The organism is Ideonella dechloratans (assembly GCF_021049305.1).
In the GTDB taxonomy this organism is placed as follows: domain Bacteria; phylum Pseudomonadota; class Gammaproteobacteria; order Burkholderiales; family Burkholderiaceae_C; genus Ideonella; species Ideonella dechloratans.
The window spans coordinates 1,429,519-1,446,606 of record NZ_CP088081.1; the positions used below are offsets into that span (position 1 = coordinate 1,429,519).

Consider the following 17,088-nt stretch of genomic DNA (forward strand, 5'->3'; position numbering starts at 1 on the left):
GAAACGGCAACGGGCGTGGAAGACCACGCCCGTCCGGGAAGAGGAGACGCGGGCCCGCAGGCCACGGACCTCAGTGCACCATCGCGTCGGTGTCCATCAGGCCCATGTCGGGGGCCGTCATCATCTGCTCGATGTCCATCAGGATCAGCATGCGCTCGACATCGCCGGTCTTGATCGTGCCCAGGCCGGTGATGTAGGCCGCGTCGATGGCGCCGTGGAATTCCGGTGCCGGCTTGATGGTCTCGGCCGGCAGTTCCAGCACGTCGCTGACCGAGTCGACCACCATGCCCACCGTGCGGTGCGCGATGTTCAGGATGATCACCACGGTGAAACTGTTGTACTGGGCGTCGGGCAGGCCGAAGCGCAGGCGCATGTCGATGATTGGCACGATCACGCCGCGCAGGTTCACCACGCCCTTGATGAAATGGGGGGCGTTGGCGATGCGGGTCGGGTTCTCGTAGCCGCGGATCTCCTGCACCCTCAGGATGTCGATGCCGTATTCCTCGCTGCCGAGCTTGAAGGACAGGTACTCGCGCGGTGCGCCGGTCAGGGACGAGGCACCCGTCGCCTGGGGCTTGGTGGTGGTCTCGGTGGGGGCGGTGACGGTCATCGGACAGGCTCCTGGAGAAGCAATCGTTGTCAGTGCGGTGGCTGCAGTGTGCGCGGCCCGGCGCCGGGCGAGGGCGCGAAAAGCAGGGCCTCCGGACGCCATTTCCGGGCCAAGGGCGAGGCTGCGACAATGACACCATGACGACGAGCCGCCAGAACGCGCTGTTCGATGCCGACGAGCACGGGGCCGACCTGCCGGCACCCCCGGCTGACGCGGGGGGCGCGGTCCCGGATGCCGCGGCCCCGCTGGCCGAGCGCCTGCGGCCGCATCACCTGGACGAGGTGATCGGCCAGACCCACCTGCTGGGTCCGGGCAAGCCGCTGCGCGTCGCCTTCGAGCAGGGGCGTCTGCATTCGATGATCCTCTGGGGCCCGCCGGGCGTGGGCAAGACCACGCTGGCCCGGCTGATGTCCCAGGCGGTCAAGGCCCATTTCATCGTGCTCTCGGCCGTGCTGGCGGGGGTCAAGGACATCCGCGAAGCGGTGGTCGAGGCCGAGCGTGCCCGTGCCGCCGGCCAGCGCACCATCGTCTTCGTCGACGAGGTGCATCGCTTCAACAAGGCCCAGCAGGACGCCTTCCTGCCGCACGTCGAGTCAGGCCTGTTCACCTTCATCGGCGCCACCACCGAGAACCCCTCCTTCGAGGTCAACTCTGCCCTGCTGTCGCGCGCCACCGTGCATGTGCTGCGTGCGCTGGAGCCGGCCGAGCAGCGGCAGTTGCTGGTCCGCGCCCAGGAAGCGCTGCAGGCGCCGCCGCTGACCGACAGCGCGGCCGACCGTCTGATCGGCTACGCCGATGGCGACGCCCGCCGCCTGCTCAACGCCTACGAGAACCTGGTCGCCCAGGCCGGGCCGGTGGCCGAGCTGGACGAATCCAGTCTGGAGCGTTCTCTGGGCGAGCAGCTGCGCCGCTATGACAAGGGCGGCGACCAGTTCTACGACACCATCTCGGCCCTGCACAAATCGGTGCGCGGCTCCGACCCGGACGCCGCCATGTACTGGCTGGCCCGCATGCTCGATGGCGGGGTGGACCCGCGCTACATCATCCGCCGCGTGGTGCGCATGGCCAGCGAGGACATCGGCAATGCCGACCCGCGGGCCCTGCGCATGGCGCTGGATGCGGCCGAGACCTTCGAGCGCCTGGGCAGCCCCGAGGGGGAGCTGACGCTGGCGCAGGCGGTGGTCTATCTGGCGGTGGCGCCCAAGTCCAATGCGGTCTACACAGCCTGGAAGGCGGTGCGGGCCTTTGTGGCCCAGGACGGCACCCGGCCCATCCCCATCCACCTGCGCAATGCACCGACCAAACTCATGAAGAACCTGGGCTACGGGCGCGCCTATCGCTACGCGCACGATGAGCCCGGTGCCTTTGCGGCCGGCGAATCCTATTGGCCCGACGGCCTCTCGCCACCGCCCTTCTACCAGCCGGTGCCGCGCGGGCTGGAGCTGCGCATCGGCGAGAAGCTCGCCGAGCTGCGTCGGCTCAACGAGGTCGCCCGGCAGGCAGAATCCGCGCCGGACGGCGAGGGCGGATCCTCGACCTGACCTCCGTCAAGACCGGCATGGCACCCGACTTGCATGCTGGGTTCCTGCCCCGGGGGCACGTTCTTTCCAACACGTTTTCTTGAACACAGCGCAGGAGCAGTCTGCAGATGGACATCTTCGTTCAACAGATCATCAACGGTTTGGTGCTGGGGAGCATGTACGCTCTGGTGGCGCTGGGCTACACGATGGTGTACGGGATCATCAGCCTGATCAACTTTGCGCACGGCGAAGTGCTGATGGTGGGTGCGATGGTGTCGTGGACGGTGGTCACGGGGCTGGCGGACACGGGGCTGCCGGGGTGGGCGCTGCTGCTGATCTCGCTGCCCATTGCGATCGTGGCGTGCTCGGTGCTGAACTTTGTGGTGGAGAAGATCGCGTACCGGCCGCTGCGCAACGCGCCGCGCCTGGCGCCGCTGATCACGGCCATGGGCATGAGCCTGCTGCTGCAGACGCTGGCCATGATGATCTGGAAGCCCAACCCCAAGCCCTTCCCGCCGCTGCTGCCCACGGAAGTGTTCTTCCTGTGGACCGACGGGCCGGTGATCACGGTCACGCAGCTGCTGATCCTGGGCAGCACGGTGGCGGTGCTGGCCGGTCTGCTGTGGCTGGTCAACAAGACCAAGCTGGGCCGGGCGATGCGGGCCACGGCCGAGAACCCGCGGGTGGCCGGCCTGATGGGGGTCAAGCCCGACTTCATCATCTCGCTGACCTTTGTCATCGGTGCCTCGCTGGCGGCGATTGCCGGGATCATGTGGGCGCTCAACTACGGCACCGTGCAGCACACCATGGGCTTCCTGCCGGGCCTGAAGGCCTTCACCGCGGCGGTGTTCGGCGGCATCGGCAACCTCACCGGGGCGATGGTCGGCGGCGTGCTGCTGGGCCTGATCGAAGCCATCGGCGCGGGCTACCTGGGCGACCTCACGGGTGGCGTCTTCGGCAGCCAGTACGTGGACATCTTCGCCTTCCTCGTGCTGATCCTGGTGCTCACCCTGCGCCCCTCGGGCCTGATGGGCGAGCGAGTCGCGGATCGCGCCTGACACAGAGGAACCCCAGACCATGTTTGCAGAGATGAACAAGACAACCAAGATCGTGGTGTTCCTGGTGGCCGGCGCGCTGCTGCTGGCCGCCCCGCTGTGGGCCGCGCAGTTCGGCCAAGGCTGGGTGCGCATCATGGCGCTGGCCCTGCTGTACGTGATGCTGGCCCTGGGCCTGAACATCGTGGTGGGCTACGCAGGCCTGCTGGACCTGGGCTACGTGGCCTTCTACGCCGTGGGCGCCTACATGTACGCGCTGCTGGCCAGCCCCCAGCTCACCGACAACTTCGAGTGGATCAAGGCCCTGTACCCCAACGGCCTGCACACCCCCATCTGGCTGGTCATCCCGCTGGCGGCCCTGCTGGCGGCGCTGGCGGGCATGCTGCTGGGCGCACCCACGCTCAAGCTGCGCGGGGACTACCTGGCCATCGTCACCCTGGGCTTCGGCGAGATCATCCGGGTGTTCATGAACAACCTGGAGTACCCGGTCAACATCACCAACGGCCCGCGCGGCATCGGCCAGATCGAACCCATGACCCTGGGCCCGGTGGACTTCAGCGAACCGCTGCACCTGTTCGGCCACACGCTGCCCTCGGTGACCCTGTACTACTACCTGTTCCTGGCCCTGGTGATCGCCACCGTGGTGATCTGCCAGCGCCTGGCGGACTCGCGCATCGGGCGGGCCTGGATGGCCATCCGCGAAGACGAGATCGCGGCCAAGGCCATGGGCCTGAACACCCGCAACCTCAAGCTGCTGGCCTTCGGCATGGGCGCCACCTTCGGCGGCATCTCCGGCTCCATGTTCGCGGCCTTCCAGAGCTTCGTCTCGCCCGAATCCTTCTCGCTGATGGAATCGGAAATGATCGTGGCCATGGTCGTGCTCGGCGGCATGGGCCACATCCCCGGGGTCATCCTGGGGGCGGTGCTGCTGGCGGCCATGCCCGAAGTGCTGCGCTACGTGGCCGGCCCGCTGCAGACCCTGACCGACGGACGGCTGGACGCGGCCATCCTGCGCCAGCTGCTCATCGCCCTGGCCATGATCGCCATCATGCTGCTGCGCCCGCGCGGCCTGTGGCCCGCGCCCGAGCACGGCAAGGCCGCCCCCACCCCGGCGCCGGCCAAGTGAGACCAGAAGAACAAGAAGGACACACCACACCATGAGCCAAGAAGTCTTCAAGGTCCAGGGCGCCTCCAAGCGCTTCGGCGGCCTGCAGGCCCTCAGCGACGTCAGCCTGAGCATCCACGAAGGGCAGGTCTACGGCCTGATCGGCCCCAACGGGGCGGGCAAGACCACCTTCTTCAACGTCATCACCGGGCTGTACACCCCGGACGGCGGCAGCTTCATGCTCGGCGGCGAGGCCTACACCCCGCAGGCCGTGCACCAGGTGGCCAAGGCCGGCATCGCGCGCACCTTCCAGAACATCCGGCTGTTCGCCGAGATGACCGCGCTGGAGAACGTGATGGTGGGCCGCCACGTGCGCAGCGCCTCGGGCCTGCTGGGCGCGGTGCTGCGCACCCCGAGCTTCAAGGCCGAAGAGGCCGCCATCCGCCAGCGCGCGCAGGAACTGCTGGACTACGTGGGCATCGGCAAATACGCCCCCTACAAGGCCCGCACCCTGAGCTACGGCGACCAGCGCCGTCTGGAGATCGCCCGGGCCCTGGCCACCGACCCCAAGCTCATCGCGCTGGACGAACCGGCTGCGGGCATGAACGCCACCGAGAAGGTGGTGCTGCGCGAGCTGATCGACCGCATCCGCAAGGACGGGCGCACCATCCTCTTGATCGAACACGACGTCAAGCTGGTCATGGGCCTGTGCGACCGCGTGACGGTGCTGGACTACGGCAAGCAGATTGCCGAAGGCACGCCGGCGGAAGTGCAGAAGAACGAGAAGGTGATCGAAGCCTACCTGGGCGCCGGCCACCACTGACCCGCACAAGACAAGAGCACACAGACATGACAGCACACACCTTGCTGAAGGTCAGCGGCCTCAAAGTGGCCTACGGCGGCATCCAGGCGGTCAAGGGCATCGACTTCGAAGTCCGCGAAGGCGAACTGGTCAGCCTGATCGGGGCCAACGGGGCGGGCAAGACCACCACGCTCAAGGCCATCACCGGGCTGCAGCCGGTGGCCGCGGGCGACATCGAATTCCTGGGCAAGAGCATCAAGGGCCAGGGCGCCTGGGACCTGGCGCGCCAGGGCCTGGTGATGATCCCCGAAGGGCGGGGCACCTTCACGCGCATGACCATCGTGGAGAACCTGCAGATGGGCGCCTACGTGCGCCAGGACGACGAGATCGAGGCCGACATCGAGAAGGTCTTCGGCATCTTCCCGCGCCTGAAGGAGCGTGCCCACCAGCTCGCCGGCACGATGAGCGGGGGCGAGCAGCAGATGCTGGCCATGGGCCGGGCGCTGATGGCGCGGCCCAAGGTGCTGCTGCTCGACGAGCCGAGCATGGGTCTCTCCCCCATCATGGTGGACAAGATCTTCGAGGTGGTGCAGACCATCCACGCGCAGGGCACGACGATGCTGCTGGTCGAGCAGAACGCCAGCCGCGCGCTGGCCCTGGCCGACCGGGGCTACGTGCTCGATTCCGGCGAGGTCAGCATGACCGGCCCGGCGCAGGAGCTGCTCAACGACCCCAAGGTGCGTGCCGCTTATCTGGGGGAGTGATCTGGGCGGGTGACGTCGCGTCGGACCGGACGCTCAGCCACCGACCGGCGCCAGCCCCAGCACCGCCCGGGCCCGCAGGCGGTCCTGCGGGGCAAAGCGGCTCTCGATCAGCTGGTCGATGGCCTGCTGCCGCTGCACGGCCGAGAGTTCGGCGGCACCCTGCAGCCGGGTGACCTGGCTTCGGGCCTCGGTCACCTTCTGCGCCCAGGCCGCCTGGGCCTGATCGAGCGCCTGCAGCCGCGCGGCAGCCTCCGGCCCCAGCGTGGCCTCGCGCTGGCGTTGCAGCGCGGCCAGATCCTCCCCGGGCTGCGGGGCCCGGGCAACGGAGGGCAGGGTGGTGGCCTGGCTGTCGCGGCCCGGTGCGGGCGAGGCGGCGGCCTCTGCCTCACTGCTCAGGCGAGCCTGCAGTGCGGCCTCCTCGTCACCATAGAAGGCCTCCGCCCAGTCGTTGCCCAGCACCAGCCGGCGCTGGCGGGCGCGTTCCTGCAGGGCCAGGGTCAGGCTGTCGGCCGTGGGCGGGCTGCTGGTGCCGCCGGCCGGGGCCAGCTGGCGTTGCAGCTGCAGGTAGCGCTCCCACACCGCCATCACCTGGGCGGCGCCGTCGTCACCGCCCAGTTCGGCACGGGCCTGTTGCTGCAGCAGGGCGCCCAGCTCCTCGATGCTGGCTTCGCCCAGCGTGGTCAGCAGCTGGTCGAAGCGCCGCCGCACCGCGCGGTCCGGTATCAGCCGGCCCTGGGCGTCCAGGCGGAAGCCGCCATCGGGCTGCACGCCGCGCAGCGACCCCCGCTCGAACAGGGCCTGCCGCACCTGGGCCACGCCGCGCTGGGAGCGCGTCGGGTCCGGCTGCAGCGCGTCCACGGCATTCGGGGGCGCCGGCCGGGCCCCGACGGTCGTGGCGTCCTGGGCGGCTGCGGGGCTGAGCCGCACGGCGGCCCGGGCCCCGGGGGCCTGCGCCGCCCAGGCCCACCACAGCCCGCCACACAGCAGCAGGGTGGCGCCTGCCCACAGGGTCGTGCGGCGGACGGGCATCACAGGCCGATGGACTTCAGGCGGTTGGCCTGCGAGCGGTAGAAGGCCACCGGGTCGGGGGCGAACAGGCCGCGCAGGCCGAAGGCCTGGTTGATCTCGTCCAGGTGGTTCCAGGCGTAGTCGTCACGCAGCACCGTGCCCCAGTGCGAGGCGCACTTGCCCACCAGGCCGTCGTTGGACGCGCCCTTGAAGCTCACCGAGGTCAGCGTCAGCAGGGCGTCGCTGAGGTCGAATACATTGGTCAGCACCGCATTGCCGCCGGCCGAGTAGTAGCGCACGCCGTTGACCAGCTCCGGGCCCTGGCCACAGCTGCTGCTGGGCGCGCCCTGCGGGTACTTGGCGTTGAAGGCGGCTGCGCCGGCCGTGGTGAGCGAATTCATGGCGGCCTCGGAATCCTGCGGCAGGTCGGGGCTGCCCGAGAGCAGGCTGATCACCGCAGCGAAGGCGTTGGCCACCGCGGCCACCCAGGCCGTGGTGCCGGTGGCGCTGGTGCCGGCCTTGATGTCGTCGGCCACCGGGCTGCCGGTGTGGGGCGTGCCCATGGTGGTGATCGAGGCCACCAGCTGCGGCGCCACCGAGGCCACATAGCGCACCGCCTGGCCGCCATGGCTGTGTCCCACCAGGTTGAACTTGCTGTAGCCGTAGGTGGCCTGCAGGCGCTGCAGCTCGGCCAGCAGCTGTTCTCCGCGCACCTCGCTGCTGTTGGCCGCGGAAACCTGCGAGACGAAGACCTTGGCGCCGCCCGAGGCCAGGCCGGTGTCGATGCCCCACCAGTAGTCCACCGGGCCGATCGAATCCCATCCGAACAGGCCATGCACGAGCACGATGGGGTAGCGCGTCTGGGTGTAGGTGTCGGCCGCGTGGACCACGGTCGGTGCGACCGTGCCGGTGATGCAGGCCGCCGCCACCACCGTCTTCAGGAACCAGCGTTTCATGGGGTCTCCTCTGCGTGTTGTGGCTCCGGCACCGACGCCCGACGGGTGACCGACCCGGAGTGGGCGAATTAAAGAACGATCGTTCGTGCGTCCGTCTGGGTGATTTCCCAAAGCTGCGCCGCAACACGGCCTCAGGCTTTCCCGGTGACGGGAACGGGATAGCCGGTGAGCAGAGGGGGGGCTCAGTGGCCTGTACGGCTGTCCCAGCCTTGCATCGCCACCTGCGCCACGTCTTCCAGTTCGGCGCGACTCGCGCCGTCGCGGGCCAGGATCGACATGCCGCTCTGCACCGTCTGCACGAAGCGCGCGAGCGCATGGACATCGGTGGCGGACGGCAGTTCACCTTCGGCCAGGGCGCGGCCCAGCCGCATCTTCAGGCGCTCGAGCGTGACCCCGCGCGCCGACTTCACCAGATCACCGAGCCCGGAGTGTCCCTCGCTGCCGACCGATGAGAGTGTCACCATGCAGCCCGGCGGGGTGTCGGCAAGGCATCCGGTCAGAGCGGCTGCGGAATCCAGCAGCAAGGACTGGACCGCCTCCCGGGCCGTGGCGGCGGTCAGGAACTTGCCCCAAACCAGCGCCTCGTTCTGGTCGCGGTAGTGGCGCAAGGCTTCGGCATAGAGCGCGTCCTTGGAGCCGAAGGCGGCGTACAGGCTGGGTGAACCGATGCCCATCACTTCCGTCAGATCGGAAATCGAGGTGGCCTCATAGCCCTTCGTCCAGAACAGACGTGTGGCTTTCGCCAGGGCCGCTTCCCGATCGAAGGCTCGGGGGCGCCCCCTGCCGCGGCCCTGGGCCGGTTGGGGGGCTTCCGGAGAGGGTTTTGATTTTTGCATCGATCGCTCCATAAATCTGTTGACGCCGACAGACCACCTCCCACACAATTTGTGTATCGATTGATATATAAATCAATCGATGCGTGATTTGTCGGCGTGATGCCTTGTGTCGTAATTTTGTATCGATCGTTCGATTCAGAATTTATTGTCGAACAGGCCGAGGTGTACCCGCAAGACATGCCCACTGTGGACCCCCTTCAGGAGTGAAAACCATGAGCGAATTGACGGGCAAGCGAGCCCTCGTGACCGGCGCTTCCCGCGGCATCGGCGCCGCGATTGCAAAGGCCTTGGCGGAAAAGGGCGCGGATGTCGCGCTCACCTATGAAAGGTCCGCGGACCGTGCTGCGGAGGTCGTTCGGGCCATCGGAAGCCTGGGGCGCAAGGCCGTTGCGATCCAGGCCGACAGCGCAGATCCCGCGGCGGTCCAGCGCGCGGTCACCGAAGCGGTCCATGCGTTGGGGGGGCTCGATATCCTTGTCAACAACGCCGGCATCGCACGCTATGCGCCCACGGCGGAGATCGGCCTGGAGGCCATCGAGGCCATGCTTGCCGTCAATGTGCGTGGGCCGGTTCTTGCCGCCCAGGCCGCCATTCCGCATCTCGGGGCCGGCGGACGCATCGTCACGATCGGCTCTGCCGGTGCCGAGCGTGTGGTCGGGTATCCCGGAACGTTCTATTACATGACCAAGTCGGCACTGCATTCTTTCACACGCGGCTTGGCCCAGGAACTCGGTTCGCGCGATGTCACGGTCAACCTGGTTCAGCCGGGATCGACCGACACCGACATGAACCCTGCTAACGGTGAGTTCTCCGACTTTCAGCGCAGCCTGAGTCCGCTGGGGCGTTATGGCGCACCTGAAGATGTCGCCGCTGCCGTCGTCTTTCTGGCAAGCCCGTCGGCGCGGCAGATCACCGGCGCCATCCTGACGGTGGATGGGGGGCAGACCACCTGAGCCATTCCGGCCCAGGATGGCGGCGCCGGGCCAGCCGGCATGGTCATGAAGACTGTATGGATGTACAGTATCTTCCCGTGCCTTGCCTTCTGTCGCCATGCCTGCCTCCGATGTCCACGCGCGCGCCGCTGCGGCGCCCCTGTCTCTGCCCCCCGAGGTGGCGGGCCGGGTCTGGCCGGCCCGGGCCTGGACGGGGCCGCGCGGTGAGGTGCGCTCCAGCGGCCACCCGGCGCTGGACGCCGAGCTGCCCGGCGGCGGCTGGCCCTGCGGCGCACTGACCGAGCTGCTGCAGCCCCAGCCGGCCCTGCTGGAGTGGCGTCTGCTGGGGCCGGTGGCCCGGGCCCTGGCGGCCGAGGGGCGGCCCATTGTGCTGGTGGGCCCGCCCCAGGTGCCGCACCTGCCGGGCCTGGCCCAATGCGGGCTGCCGGCCTCGGCCGTGGTCTGGGTGCAGGCGCAGACCACGGCCGAGCGGCTCTGGTGTACCGAGCAACTGCTGCGCGCCCAGGCCGCCGCCCTGGTGTTGGCCTGGTTGCCCCAGGCCCGGCCTGATCAGATCCGCCGGCTGCAGGTCAACGCCCTGGGCAGCCAGGCCCTGGCCTTCGCCTGCCGGCCGCTGGCGGCGCGGCAGGAGTCGTCGGCCGCCCCGTTGCGCCTGCAGGCCCGGGTGGACCTGGACTGGGCGCTGCAGGTGCAGGTGTTCAAGCGGCGCGGGCCGGTACACGAAGGCGAGGTCTGCCTGCCCTCGGTGCCCGGCACCCTGGGCGCGGTGCTGCCCAGCCGCCTGCTGCAGCCGCGGCGTTGGCTGGCGGCGCGTCGCAGTGCGCTGCCGCAGCCCGTGGCCGTGGCGGTGAGGGAAGAGGAGTCCGCCGATGCAGATGCTGTGGGTCGCCCTGTGCTGGCCGGCGCCCGCTGAGGGCGAGCCCGCGGTCGACCTGCAGGGGCCGGCCTGCTGGGCCCTGCAGTTCACGCCGCGGGTGGCACGCTGCGGCGAGGCCCTGCGCCTGGAGCTGGCCGCCAGCCAGCGCCTGTTCGGCGGACAGGCCGCGCTGCTGAGCCGCCTGGCCCGAGAAGGCTGCCAACTGGGCGCCACCGGCGTGGCCTGGGCCAGCACGGCCAGCGCGGCCCAGGCGCTGGCCCGCCAGCATGCACAGGCCGCGTGGGCCGATGGCGGCGAGGGAGCCGGGCCCGATCCGACCCTGGTGCCCGGCCTTCAGCAGCCGCTGGCCGATGCCCTGGACCCGCTGCCGCTGGAGATGCTGGACGGCCTGCGCCCGCACGCCGACACCCTGCACCTGATGGGCTGCCATCGCCTGGGCGAGGTGCGCCGCCTGCCGCGCGGCGGCCTGGCCCGCCGCTTCGAGGCCGGCCTGCTGGCCGCGCTGGACCAAGCCTACGGGGCGCTGCCCGAGGCCCACACCTGGCTCAGCCTGCCCGAAACCTTTTCCGCCCGGCTGGAACTGGCCTTTCGTGTGGAGCAGGCCCCGGCCCTGCTGGCCGGCGCCCAGCGCCTGCTGCTGCAGCTCTGCGGCTGGCTGCAGGCCCGCCATGCCGGGGTGCTGGCCTTCACCCTGGCCTGGGAGCACGACTCCATGCGCGCCCGCGACGTGGCCCCCGGTGGCGCGCTGACCGTGCGCACCGCCCAGCCGGCCCGCCAGGCCGAACACCTGGCCCGGCTGCTGGCCGAGCACCTGGCCCGGGTCACGCTGGCGGCTCCCGCGGCGGCGCTGCGCCTGACGGCCGACGAGGTGCAGGCCCTGGCGCCGCCCAGCGGTCAGCTCTGGCCCGACGCCCGCCAGCAGGCCCAGGCCCTGGACGAGGTGCTGGAGCAGATGGCCGCCCGCCTGGGGGCCGAGCGTGTCTGCCGCCCGCGGGCTTGCGAGGACCATCGGCCCGAGTGGATGCAGGGCTGGCAGCCACTGGACCGGCCCCTGCCGCGCACCGGGGCGCGCCTGCCCACGCTGCCGCAGCCGGCCTTTCTGCTGCCGGCCCCGCAGCGCCTGGGTCTGCGCCAGCACCGACCGATGCACCAGGGTCAGCCCCTTTTGCTGCTGTTGGGGCCGCAGCGGGTGGAGGGCGGCTGGTGGCACCGCAGCACGGCGCCGCTGCCGCCGGGGGCCGCGGCCATGGCGCCCGAGGGCGCCACCGGCGTCGTGGTCTCGCACGCGGTGGCGCGCGACTACTGGGTGGCCTGGAGCGAGCGGGCCGGCGTGCTCTGGGTCTTCCAGACGCGGCTGGAGGGCGAGGCTGGCGAGGCCTGGTTCCTGCATGGCCACTTTGCCTGAGGGCCTGACGAGAACGCACGATGGCCGAACCCCGTCTGCCGCTGCCCGACTACGCCGAGCTCTGCTGCGTCAGCAACTACAGCTTTCTGCAGGGCGCCAGCCACCCGGAGGAACTGGTACAGCGCGCCGCCGCGCTGGGTTACCGCGCCCTGGCCATCACCGACGAATGCTCGGTGGCCGGCGTGGTGCGGGCCCATGTGGCCTGCCGCGACCCGGCGGTGCAGGCCAGCGGCCTGCAGCTGCAGGTGGGCAGCCGCTTCCGGGTGACGGACGAGGCCGGCCAGACCCGTTTCACCCTGGTCGTGCTGGCGGCTGACCTGCTGGGCTGGGGCCAGCTGTGCGAATTCATCACCCGGCTGCGGCGGGCCAGCCCGGTCAAGGGCCAGTACCGGCTGACGCAGGACCTGATCGACGGCGAGGCCCTGGCCGGCTGCGTGGTGCTGGCCCTGCCGGAGCGCGACCTGGACGACGCGGCCCTGCAGGACCTGGCGCGCTGGCTGCTGCGCCACTTCACCGGCCGCTGCTGGTGGGGCGTGAGCCTGCTGCGCGCGCTGGACGACGAGCGCTGGCTGGAGCGGCTGCAGGCGGTGTCGGCGGCCAGCGCCATTCCCTGCGTGGCCTGCGGGGACGTGCACTTCCATGTTCGCTCGCGCAAGCCGCTGCAGGACGTGCTGACCGCCATCCGCCTGCGCCGACCGCTGACCGCCTGCGGCCTGGACCTGCAGCCCAATGCCGAACGCCACCTGCGCACCCGACTGCGCCTGGCCCAGGTCTACCCGCCCGCGCTGCTGGCCGAGACCCTGGCCGTGTCGGCGCGCTGTCACTTCTCGCTGGACGAACTGAGCTACCACTACCCGGACGAGTTCATCCCCCCGGGCGAGACGGCGGCCAGCCACCTGCGCACGCTGACCTGGGCTGGGGCCGCCAAGCATTGGCCCCACGGGGTGCCCGAGAAGGAGCGGGCCCAGATCGCACACGAGCTGGCCCTGATCGACGATCTGCACTACGAGCACTATTTCCTGACGGTGGCCGACATCGTGCTGTTCGCCCGCGGCCGGGGCATCCTCTGCCAGGGCCGGGGCAGCGCGGCCAACAGCCTGGTCTGCTACTGCCTGGGCATCACCGCGGTCGGGCCCGACCGGCTCACGGCTCTGTTCGAGCGCTTCATTTCCAAGGAGCGCAACGAGCCGCCGGACATCGACGTGGACTTCGAGCACGAGCGGCGCGAGGAGGTCATTCAGTACCTCTACAGCAAGTACGGCCGCGAGCGCGCCGCCCTGACCGCGGCCGTCATCAGCTACCAGCCGCGCAGCGCATTGCGTGACGTGGGCAAGGCCCTGGGCTTCACGCCCGAGCAGCTCGATGCCTTGTCCAGCGCCCACCGCGGCTGGGACACCGAGGGGCCGAACCCTGCCCGGGCGGCCGAAACCGGCCTGGATCCGGACGCGCTGGCGGTGCAGCAGCTGCTGCAGCTGGCCACCCAGCTGCAGGGCTTTCCGCGCCACCTGTCCCAGCATACGGGGGGCTTCGTGCTGACGGCGGGCCGGCTCTCGCGCATGGTGCCGATCGAGAACGCCAGCATGAAAGACCGCACCGTCATCCAGTGGGACAAGGACGATCTGGATGCGCTGGGCCTGATGAAGGTGGACGTGCTGGCCCTGGGCATGCTGAGCGCGCTGCGCAAGACGCTGGCCATGGTGAGCCAGCGGGAAGGGCGGGTGATCGAGCTCTACCAGGTGCCCGAGGGCGACGACCCCACCTACGACATGATCAGCCGGGCCGACACGGTGGGCGTCTTCCAGATCGAGAGCCGGGCGCAGATGAGCATGCTGCCGAGGCTGCGCCCCGACTGCTATTACGACCTGGTGATCGAGGTGGCCCTGGTGCGGCCCGGCCCCATCCAGGGCGGGGCGGTGCATCCCTACCTGGACCGGCGCCAGGGCAAGGTGCCGGTGAGCTACCCGCGCGAGGAACTGAAGGTGGCGCTGGAACGCACCCTGGGCGTGCCGATCTTCCAGGAGCAATGCATGCAGATCGCCATGGTGGCCGCCGGCTTCAGCGCCGGCGAGGCCGACGGACTGCGCCGCGCCATGGCGGCCTGGAAGCGCAAGGGCGGGCTGGAGAAGTACCACGACCGCCTGGTGGGCGGCATGGTGGCGCGCGGCTACGAGCAGGACTTCGCCGAGGGCGTGTTCAAGCAGATCCAGGGCTTCAGCGACTACGGCTTCCCGGAAAGCCACGCGGCCTCCTTCGCCCTGCTGGTCTATGCCAGCGCCTGGCTCAAGTGCCACTACCCGGCGGAGTTTCTGGTGGGCCTGCTCAATTCCCAGCCCATGGGCTTCTACAGCCCGGCCCAGCTGGTGCAGGACGCCCGGCGCCACCAGGTGACGGTGTGGCCGGTGGACGTGCAGCACAGCGGGGTGGACAGCGCGCTGGACGGGCCTGCGCCGGCGCCGCTGAAAGCGGGCGGGCCGCCACCGGCGGTGCGGTTGGGGCTGCGCCTGGTGGCCGGGCTGTCGTTGGCCGCGGCCCAGCGCATCGCCCAGGCCCGCGCCGCCGGGCCGTTTGCAGACACCCAGGACCTGGCCCGCCGCGCCGGCCTGGAGCAGGCGGACCTGCGCCACCTGGCGGCGGCCGATGCGCTGCGCTCGCTGGCCGGCCACCGCCGCCAGCAGATGTGGGAGGCCGCCGGCCTGCGCCGCGCCCCGGCCCTGCTGCGCGGCGCGCCGGTGGACGAGGCGCCGCTGGCCTTGCCGGCCGCGCCTGAAGGCGAGGAGATCGTGGCCGACTATCAGAGCACCGGCCTGACCCTGCGCCGCCATCCGCTGCAGCTGCTGCGCCCGCAGCTGCAGCGCCGCCGCCTGCTCACCGCCGAAGTCCTGCGGGCCTGTCCGCACGGCCGGCTGGTGCGCCATGCCGGCATCGTCACCATGCGCCAGCGCCCGCCCACCGCCAGCGGCACCCTGTTCATCACGCTGGAAGACGAGACCGGGATGGTGCAGGCGATCTGCTGGCCGCGGGTCTACGAGCGTTTTCGCGCGGTGCTGGTGTCGGCCCGGCTGCTGGGCCTGGCCGGCACCTGGCAGCGCGAGGGCGAGGTCTGCAACCTCATCGTCGGCCACGCCGAGGACCTGACCCCCTGGCTGGGCCGGCTGGCGCCCACCGCCCGCAGCCGGGATTTCCGCTGAGGATTGAGACATCCGTCACGCGAAGGGACTGCTCGGGGCCGGATTCTCACCATTTCGGCGCATCAGCCATTCCTCGGTCTCAAGAGGTGTCGGCAAAGACCGATAGGTGGTCAGTAAAAGCCGACGGCCCGTCGTGGCCGTCGCTCGACTTCACACAGAGACCCCTCGGGGGAGACACGATGTTCAAGAACCTCAAGATCGGCCCCCGCCTGGGCGTGGCCTTCGGCGTGCTGCTGACATTGCTGGCTCTGCTGGCCGGCGTCAGTCTGGTCCAGATGGGCCGGCTGGCGGACAACGCGAGCTACTACGCCGAGAACCTGATTCCGTCTTACCAGGTCGAGAATCAGGTGGCGCTGCTGATGAGCGATTACCGCCGCTATGGCTATCGCCACATCTTGTCCAGCACCGACAAGGAGATGGACGTGTACGAGGCGCAGATGGCCGAGATGCGGGCCAAGATCGACCAGGCCTTCGACCGCTATGGCAAGGAACTGATCTCCGACGACGAGGACAAGCGCGCGATGGACGCGGCCCGCAACGCCTTGATCACCTACGACGCCGCCTGGGCCAAGGTCCGTGCCCTGTCCCGCCAGACCGTGACCGACCCGTCGAAGACCGCCGAGGCCACGAAGGCGATGAACGATGCCACGCCGGTCTACACCGCCGCTCAGGATGCGGTGACCACCTGGTGGAACTACAACGTCAAGCTCTCGGACGCGCAGAACGTGCTGGCCAAGTCGACCCGCGAGAGTTCGCGGCTGACCGTGCTGGGCCTGACCCTGGCCGCCCTGGTCCTGGGCGTCGGCGCGGCCTGGACCATCACCCGCTCGATCACCGCGCCGATCCAGCAGGCGGTGAATCTGGCGTCCACCGTCGCCCAGGGCGACCTGACCAGCCGCATCCACACCGAAGGCCGGGACGAGACCGCCATGCTGCTGCAGGCCCTGGACCGCATGCAGACCAGCCTGGTGGGCGTGGTGTCCACCGTGCGTCAGAACGCCGAGAGCATTGCGACGGCCAGCGCCGAGATTGCCCAGGGCAACATGGATCTGTCCAGCCGCACCGAGCAGCAGGCCAGCGCGCTCGAGGAAACCGCCGCCACCATGGAGGAACTGGGCTCCACCGTGCGCCACAACGCCGACAGCGCCAGGCAGGCCAGCCAGCTGGCCCAGGGGGCCTCCGGCGTGGCCATGCAAGGCGGTGAGGTGGTCGGCCAGGTGGTGACCACCATGCAGGAGATCAACGAGAGCAGCCGCAAGATCGGCGACATCATCGGGGTGATCGACGGCATTGCCTTCCAGACCAACATCCTGGCCCTGAACGCCGCGGTGGAAGCTGCCCGCGCCGGGGAACAGGGCCGCGGCTTCGCGGTGGTGGCCGGCGAGGTGCGGGCGCTGGCCCAGCGCAGCGCCGATGCCGCCCGCGAGATCAAGGCCCTCATCGGCCGCAGCGTGGAGCAGGTCGAGAAGGGCACGACCCTGGTCGACCGGGCGGGCCAGACCATGGGCGAGATCGTCACCTCCATCCGCCGTGTCAGCGACATCGTCGGCGAGATCTCCTCGGCCAGCACCGAGCAGAGCGACGGCGTGTCCCAGGTGGGCGAGGCCGTCAGCCAGATGGACCAGGCCACCCAGCAGAACGCCGCGTTGGTGGAAGAGAGCGCCGCCGCGGCCGACAGCCTGAAGAACCAGGCCCGGCATCTGGTCGAGGCTGTGGCGGTGTTCCGGCTGAGTGCTGGCTCGGCCCATGCCCCGGTGGCGACCGCGGTGTCCGCCCCCGCACATGCGCCGGTGAAGCCGCCCGTGGTGCACTCCAAGGTTCATCCCGCCGCCAGGGCGCCGGCCGCGCCTGCACACAAACCGGCACCGGCCCGCGAGGAGGCCGTGGCCTCGGCCGGCCCGTCCGAGGACTGGGAAAGCTTCTGAGCCGGGTGTGAAGCATCGGAGCGGGGGGAACTTCTCCGCCGCGGTGGTACCGTAGAACGCTGTGCTGCTGCACCGCGTCATGAA

14 protein-coding genes are annotated in these 17,088 nt (G+C 70.1%); 10 read left to right on the plus strand and 4 right to left on the minus strand.

The window, feature by feature from the left end:
* Positions 1-70: 70 nt before the first annotated feature.
* Positions 71-610, minus strand: a complete 540-nt coding sequence (locus LRM40_RS06765; protein ID WP_151124237.1) for a chemotaxis protein CheW — start codon at positions 608-610, stop codon at positions 71-73.
* 137 nt (positions 611-747) lie between these two features.
* On the opposite strand from LRM40_RS06765, the gene LRM40_RS06770 reads away from it, so the two are divergent.
* The 5 genes from LRM40_RS06770 (at position 748) to LRM40_RS06790 (ending at position 5,856) form a co-directional block, all read left to right on the plus strand.
* Positions 748-2,151 carry a replication-associated recombination protein A gene (locus tag LRM40_RS06770; protein ID WP_151124238.1) on the plus strand — a complete coding sequence of 468 codons (1,404 nt, stop codon included), beginning with the start codon at positions 748-750 and terminating at the stop codon, positions 2,149-2,151.
* A 107-nt stretch (positions 2,152-2,258) separates the two neighbouring features.
* Entirely contained in the window at positions 2,259-3,188 is a 930-nt protein-coding gene (locus LRM40_RS06775; RefSeq protein ID WP_151124239.1) for a branched-chain amino acid ABC transporter permease, read from the plus strand.
* Between the two features lie 31 nt (positions 3,189-3,219).
* Positions 3,220-4,311 (plus strand): ABC transporter permease subunit, encoded by a 1,092-nt coding sequence (locus LRM40_RS06780; RefSeq protein ID WP_151124240.1) that lies wholly within the window; start codon positions 3,220-3,222, stop codon positions 4,309-4,311.
* Between the two features lie 31 nt (positions 4,312-4,342).
* Positions 4,343-5,113 (plus strand): ABC transporter ATP-binding protein, encoded by a 771-nt coding sequence (locus LRM40_RS06785; protein WP_151124241.1) that lies wholly within the window; start codon positions 4,343-4,345, stop codon positions 5,111-5,113.
* A gap of 26 nt (positions 5,114-5,139) precedes the next feature.
* Entirely contained in the window at positions 5,140-5,856 is a 717-nt protein-coding gene (locus LRM40_RS06790) for an ABC transporter ATP-binding protein (RefSeq protein ID WP_211372995.1), read from the plus strand.
* 33 nt (positions 5,857-5,889) lie between these two features.
* Here LRM40_RS06790 and LRM40_RS06795 read toward each other — a convergent pair whose 3' ends face one another.
* The 3 genes from LRM40_RS06795 to LRM40_RS06805 form a co-directional block, all read right to left on the minus strand.
* Entirely contained in the window at positions 5,890-6,885 is a 996-nt protein-coding gene (locus LRM40_RS06795; RefSeq protein WP_151124242.1) for a lipase secretion chaperone, read from the minus strand.
* Positions 6,885-7,820 (minus strand): esterase/lipase family protein, encoded by a 936-nt coding sequence (locus LRM40_RS06800; protein ID WP_151124243.1) that lies wholly within the window; start codon positions 7,818-7,820, stop codon positions 6,885-6,887. The genes LRM40_RS06795 and LRM40_RS06800 overlap by 1 nt, the downstream gene beginning before the upstream one ends.
* A 182-nt stretch (positions 7,821-8,002) precedes the next feature.
* Positions 8,003-8,656, minus strand: a complete 654-nt coding sequence (locus tag LRM40_RS06805) for a TetR/AcrR family transcriptional regulator (RefSeq protein ID WP_151124244.1) — start codon at positions 8,654-8,656, stop codon at positions 8,003-8,005.
* Positions 8,657-8,868: 212 nt separating this feature from the next.
* On the opposite strand from LRM40_RS06805, the gene LRM40_RS06810 reads away from it, so the two are divergent.
* The 5 genes from LRM40_RS06810 (at position 8,869) to LRM40_RS06830 (ending at position 17,004) form a co-directional block, all read left to right on the plus strand.
* Positions 8,869-9,609, plus strand: a complete 741-nt coding sequence (locus tag LRM40_RS06810) for an SDR family NAD(P)-dependent oxidoreductase (protein WP_151124245.1) — start codon at positions 8,869-8,871, stop codon at positions 9,607-9,609.
* A gap of 97 nt (positions 9,610-9,706) precedes the next feature.
* Complete coding sequence (gene imuA / locus LRM40_RS06815; protein WP_151124246.1) at positions 9,707-10,522, plus strand: translesion DNA synthesis-associated protein ImuA; 816 nt, start codon at positions 9,707-9,709, stop codon at positions 10,520-10,522.
* Entirely contained in the window at positions 10,479-11,891 is a 1,413-nt protein-coding gene (locus tag LRM40_RS06820) for a DNA polymerase Y family protein (RefSeq protein WP_310734159.1), read from the plus strand. The genes imuA and LRM40_RS06820 overlap by 44 nt, the downstream gene beginning before the upstream one ends.
* A 20-nt stretch (positions 11,892-11,911) precedes the next feature.
* Complete coding sequence (locus tag LRM40_RS06825; RefSeq protein WP_231067767.1) at positions 11,912-15,079, plus strand: error-prone DNA polymerase; 3,168 nt, start codon at positions 11,912-11,914, stop codon at positions 15,077-15,079.
* Positions 15,080-15,258: 179 nt separating this feature from the next.
* Entirely contained in the window at positions 15,259-17,004 is a 1,746-nt protein-coding gene (locus LRM40_RS06830) for a methyl-accepting chemotaxis protein (RefSeq protein WP_151124305.1), read from the plus strand.
* Positions 17,005-17,088: the final 84 nt, after the last annotated feature.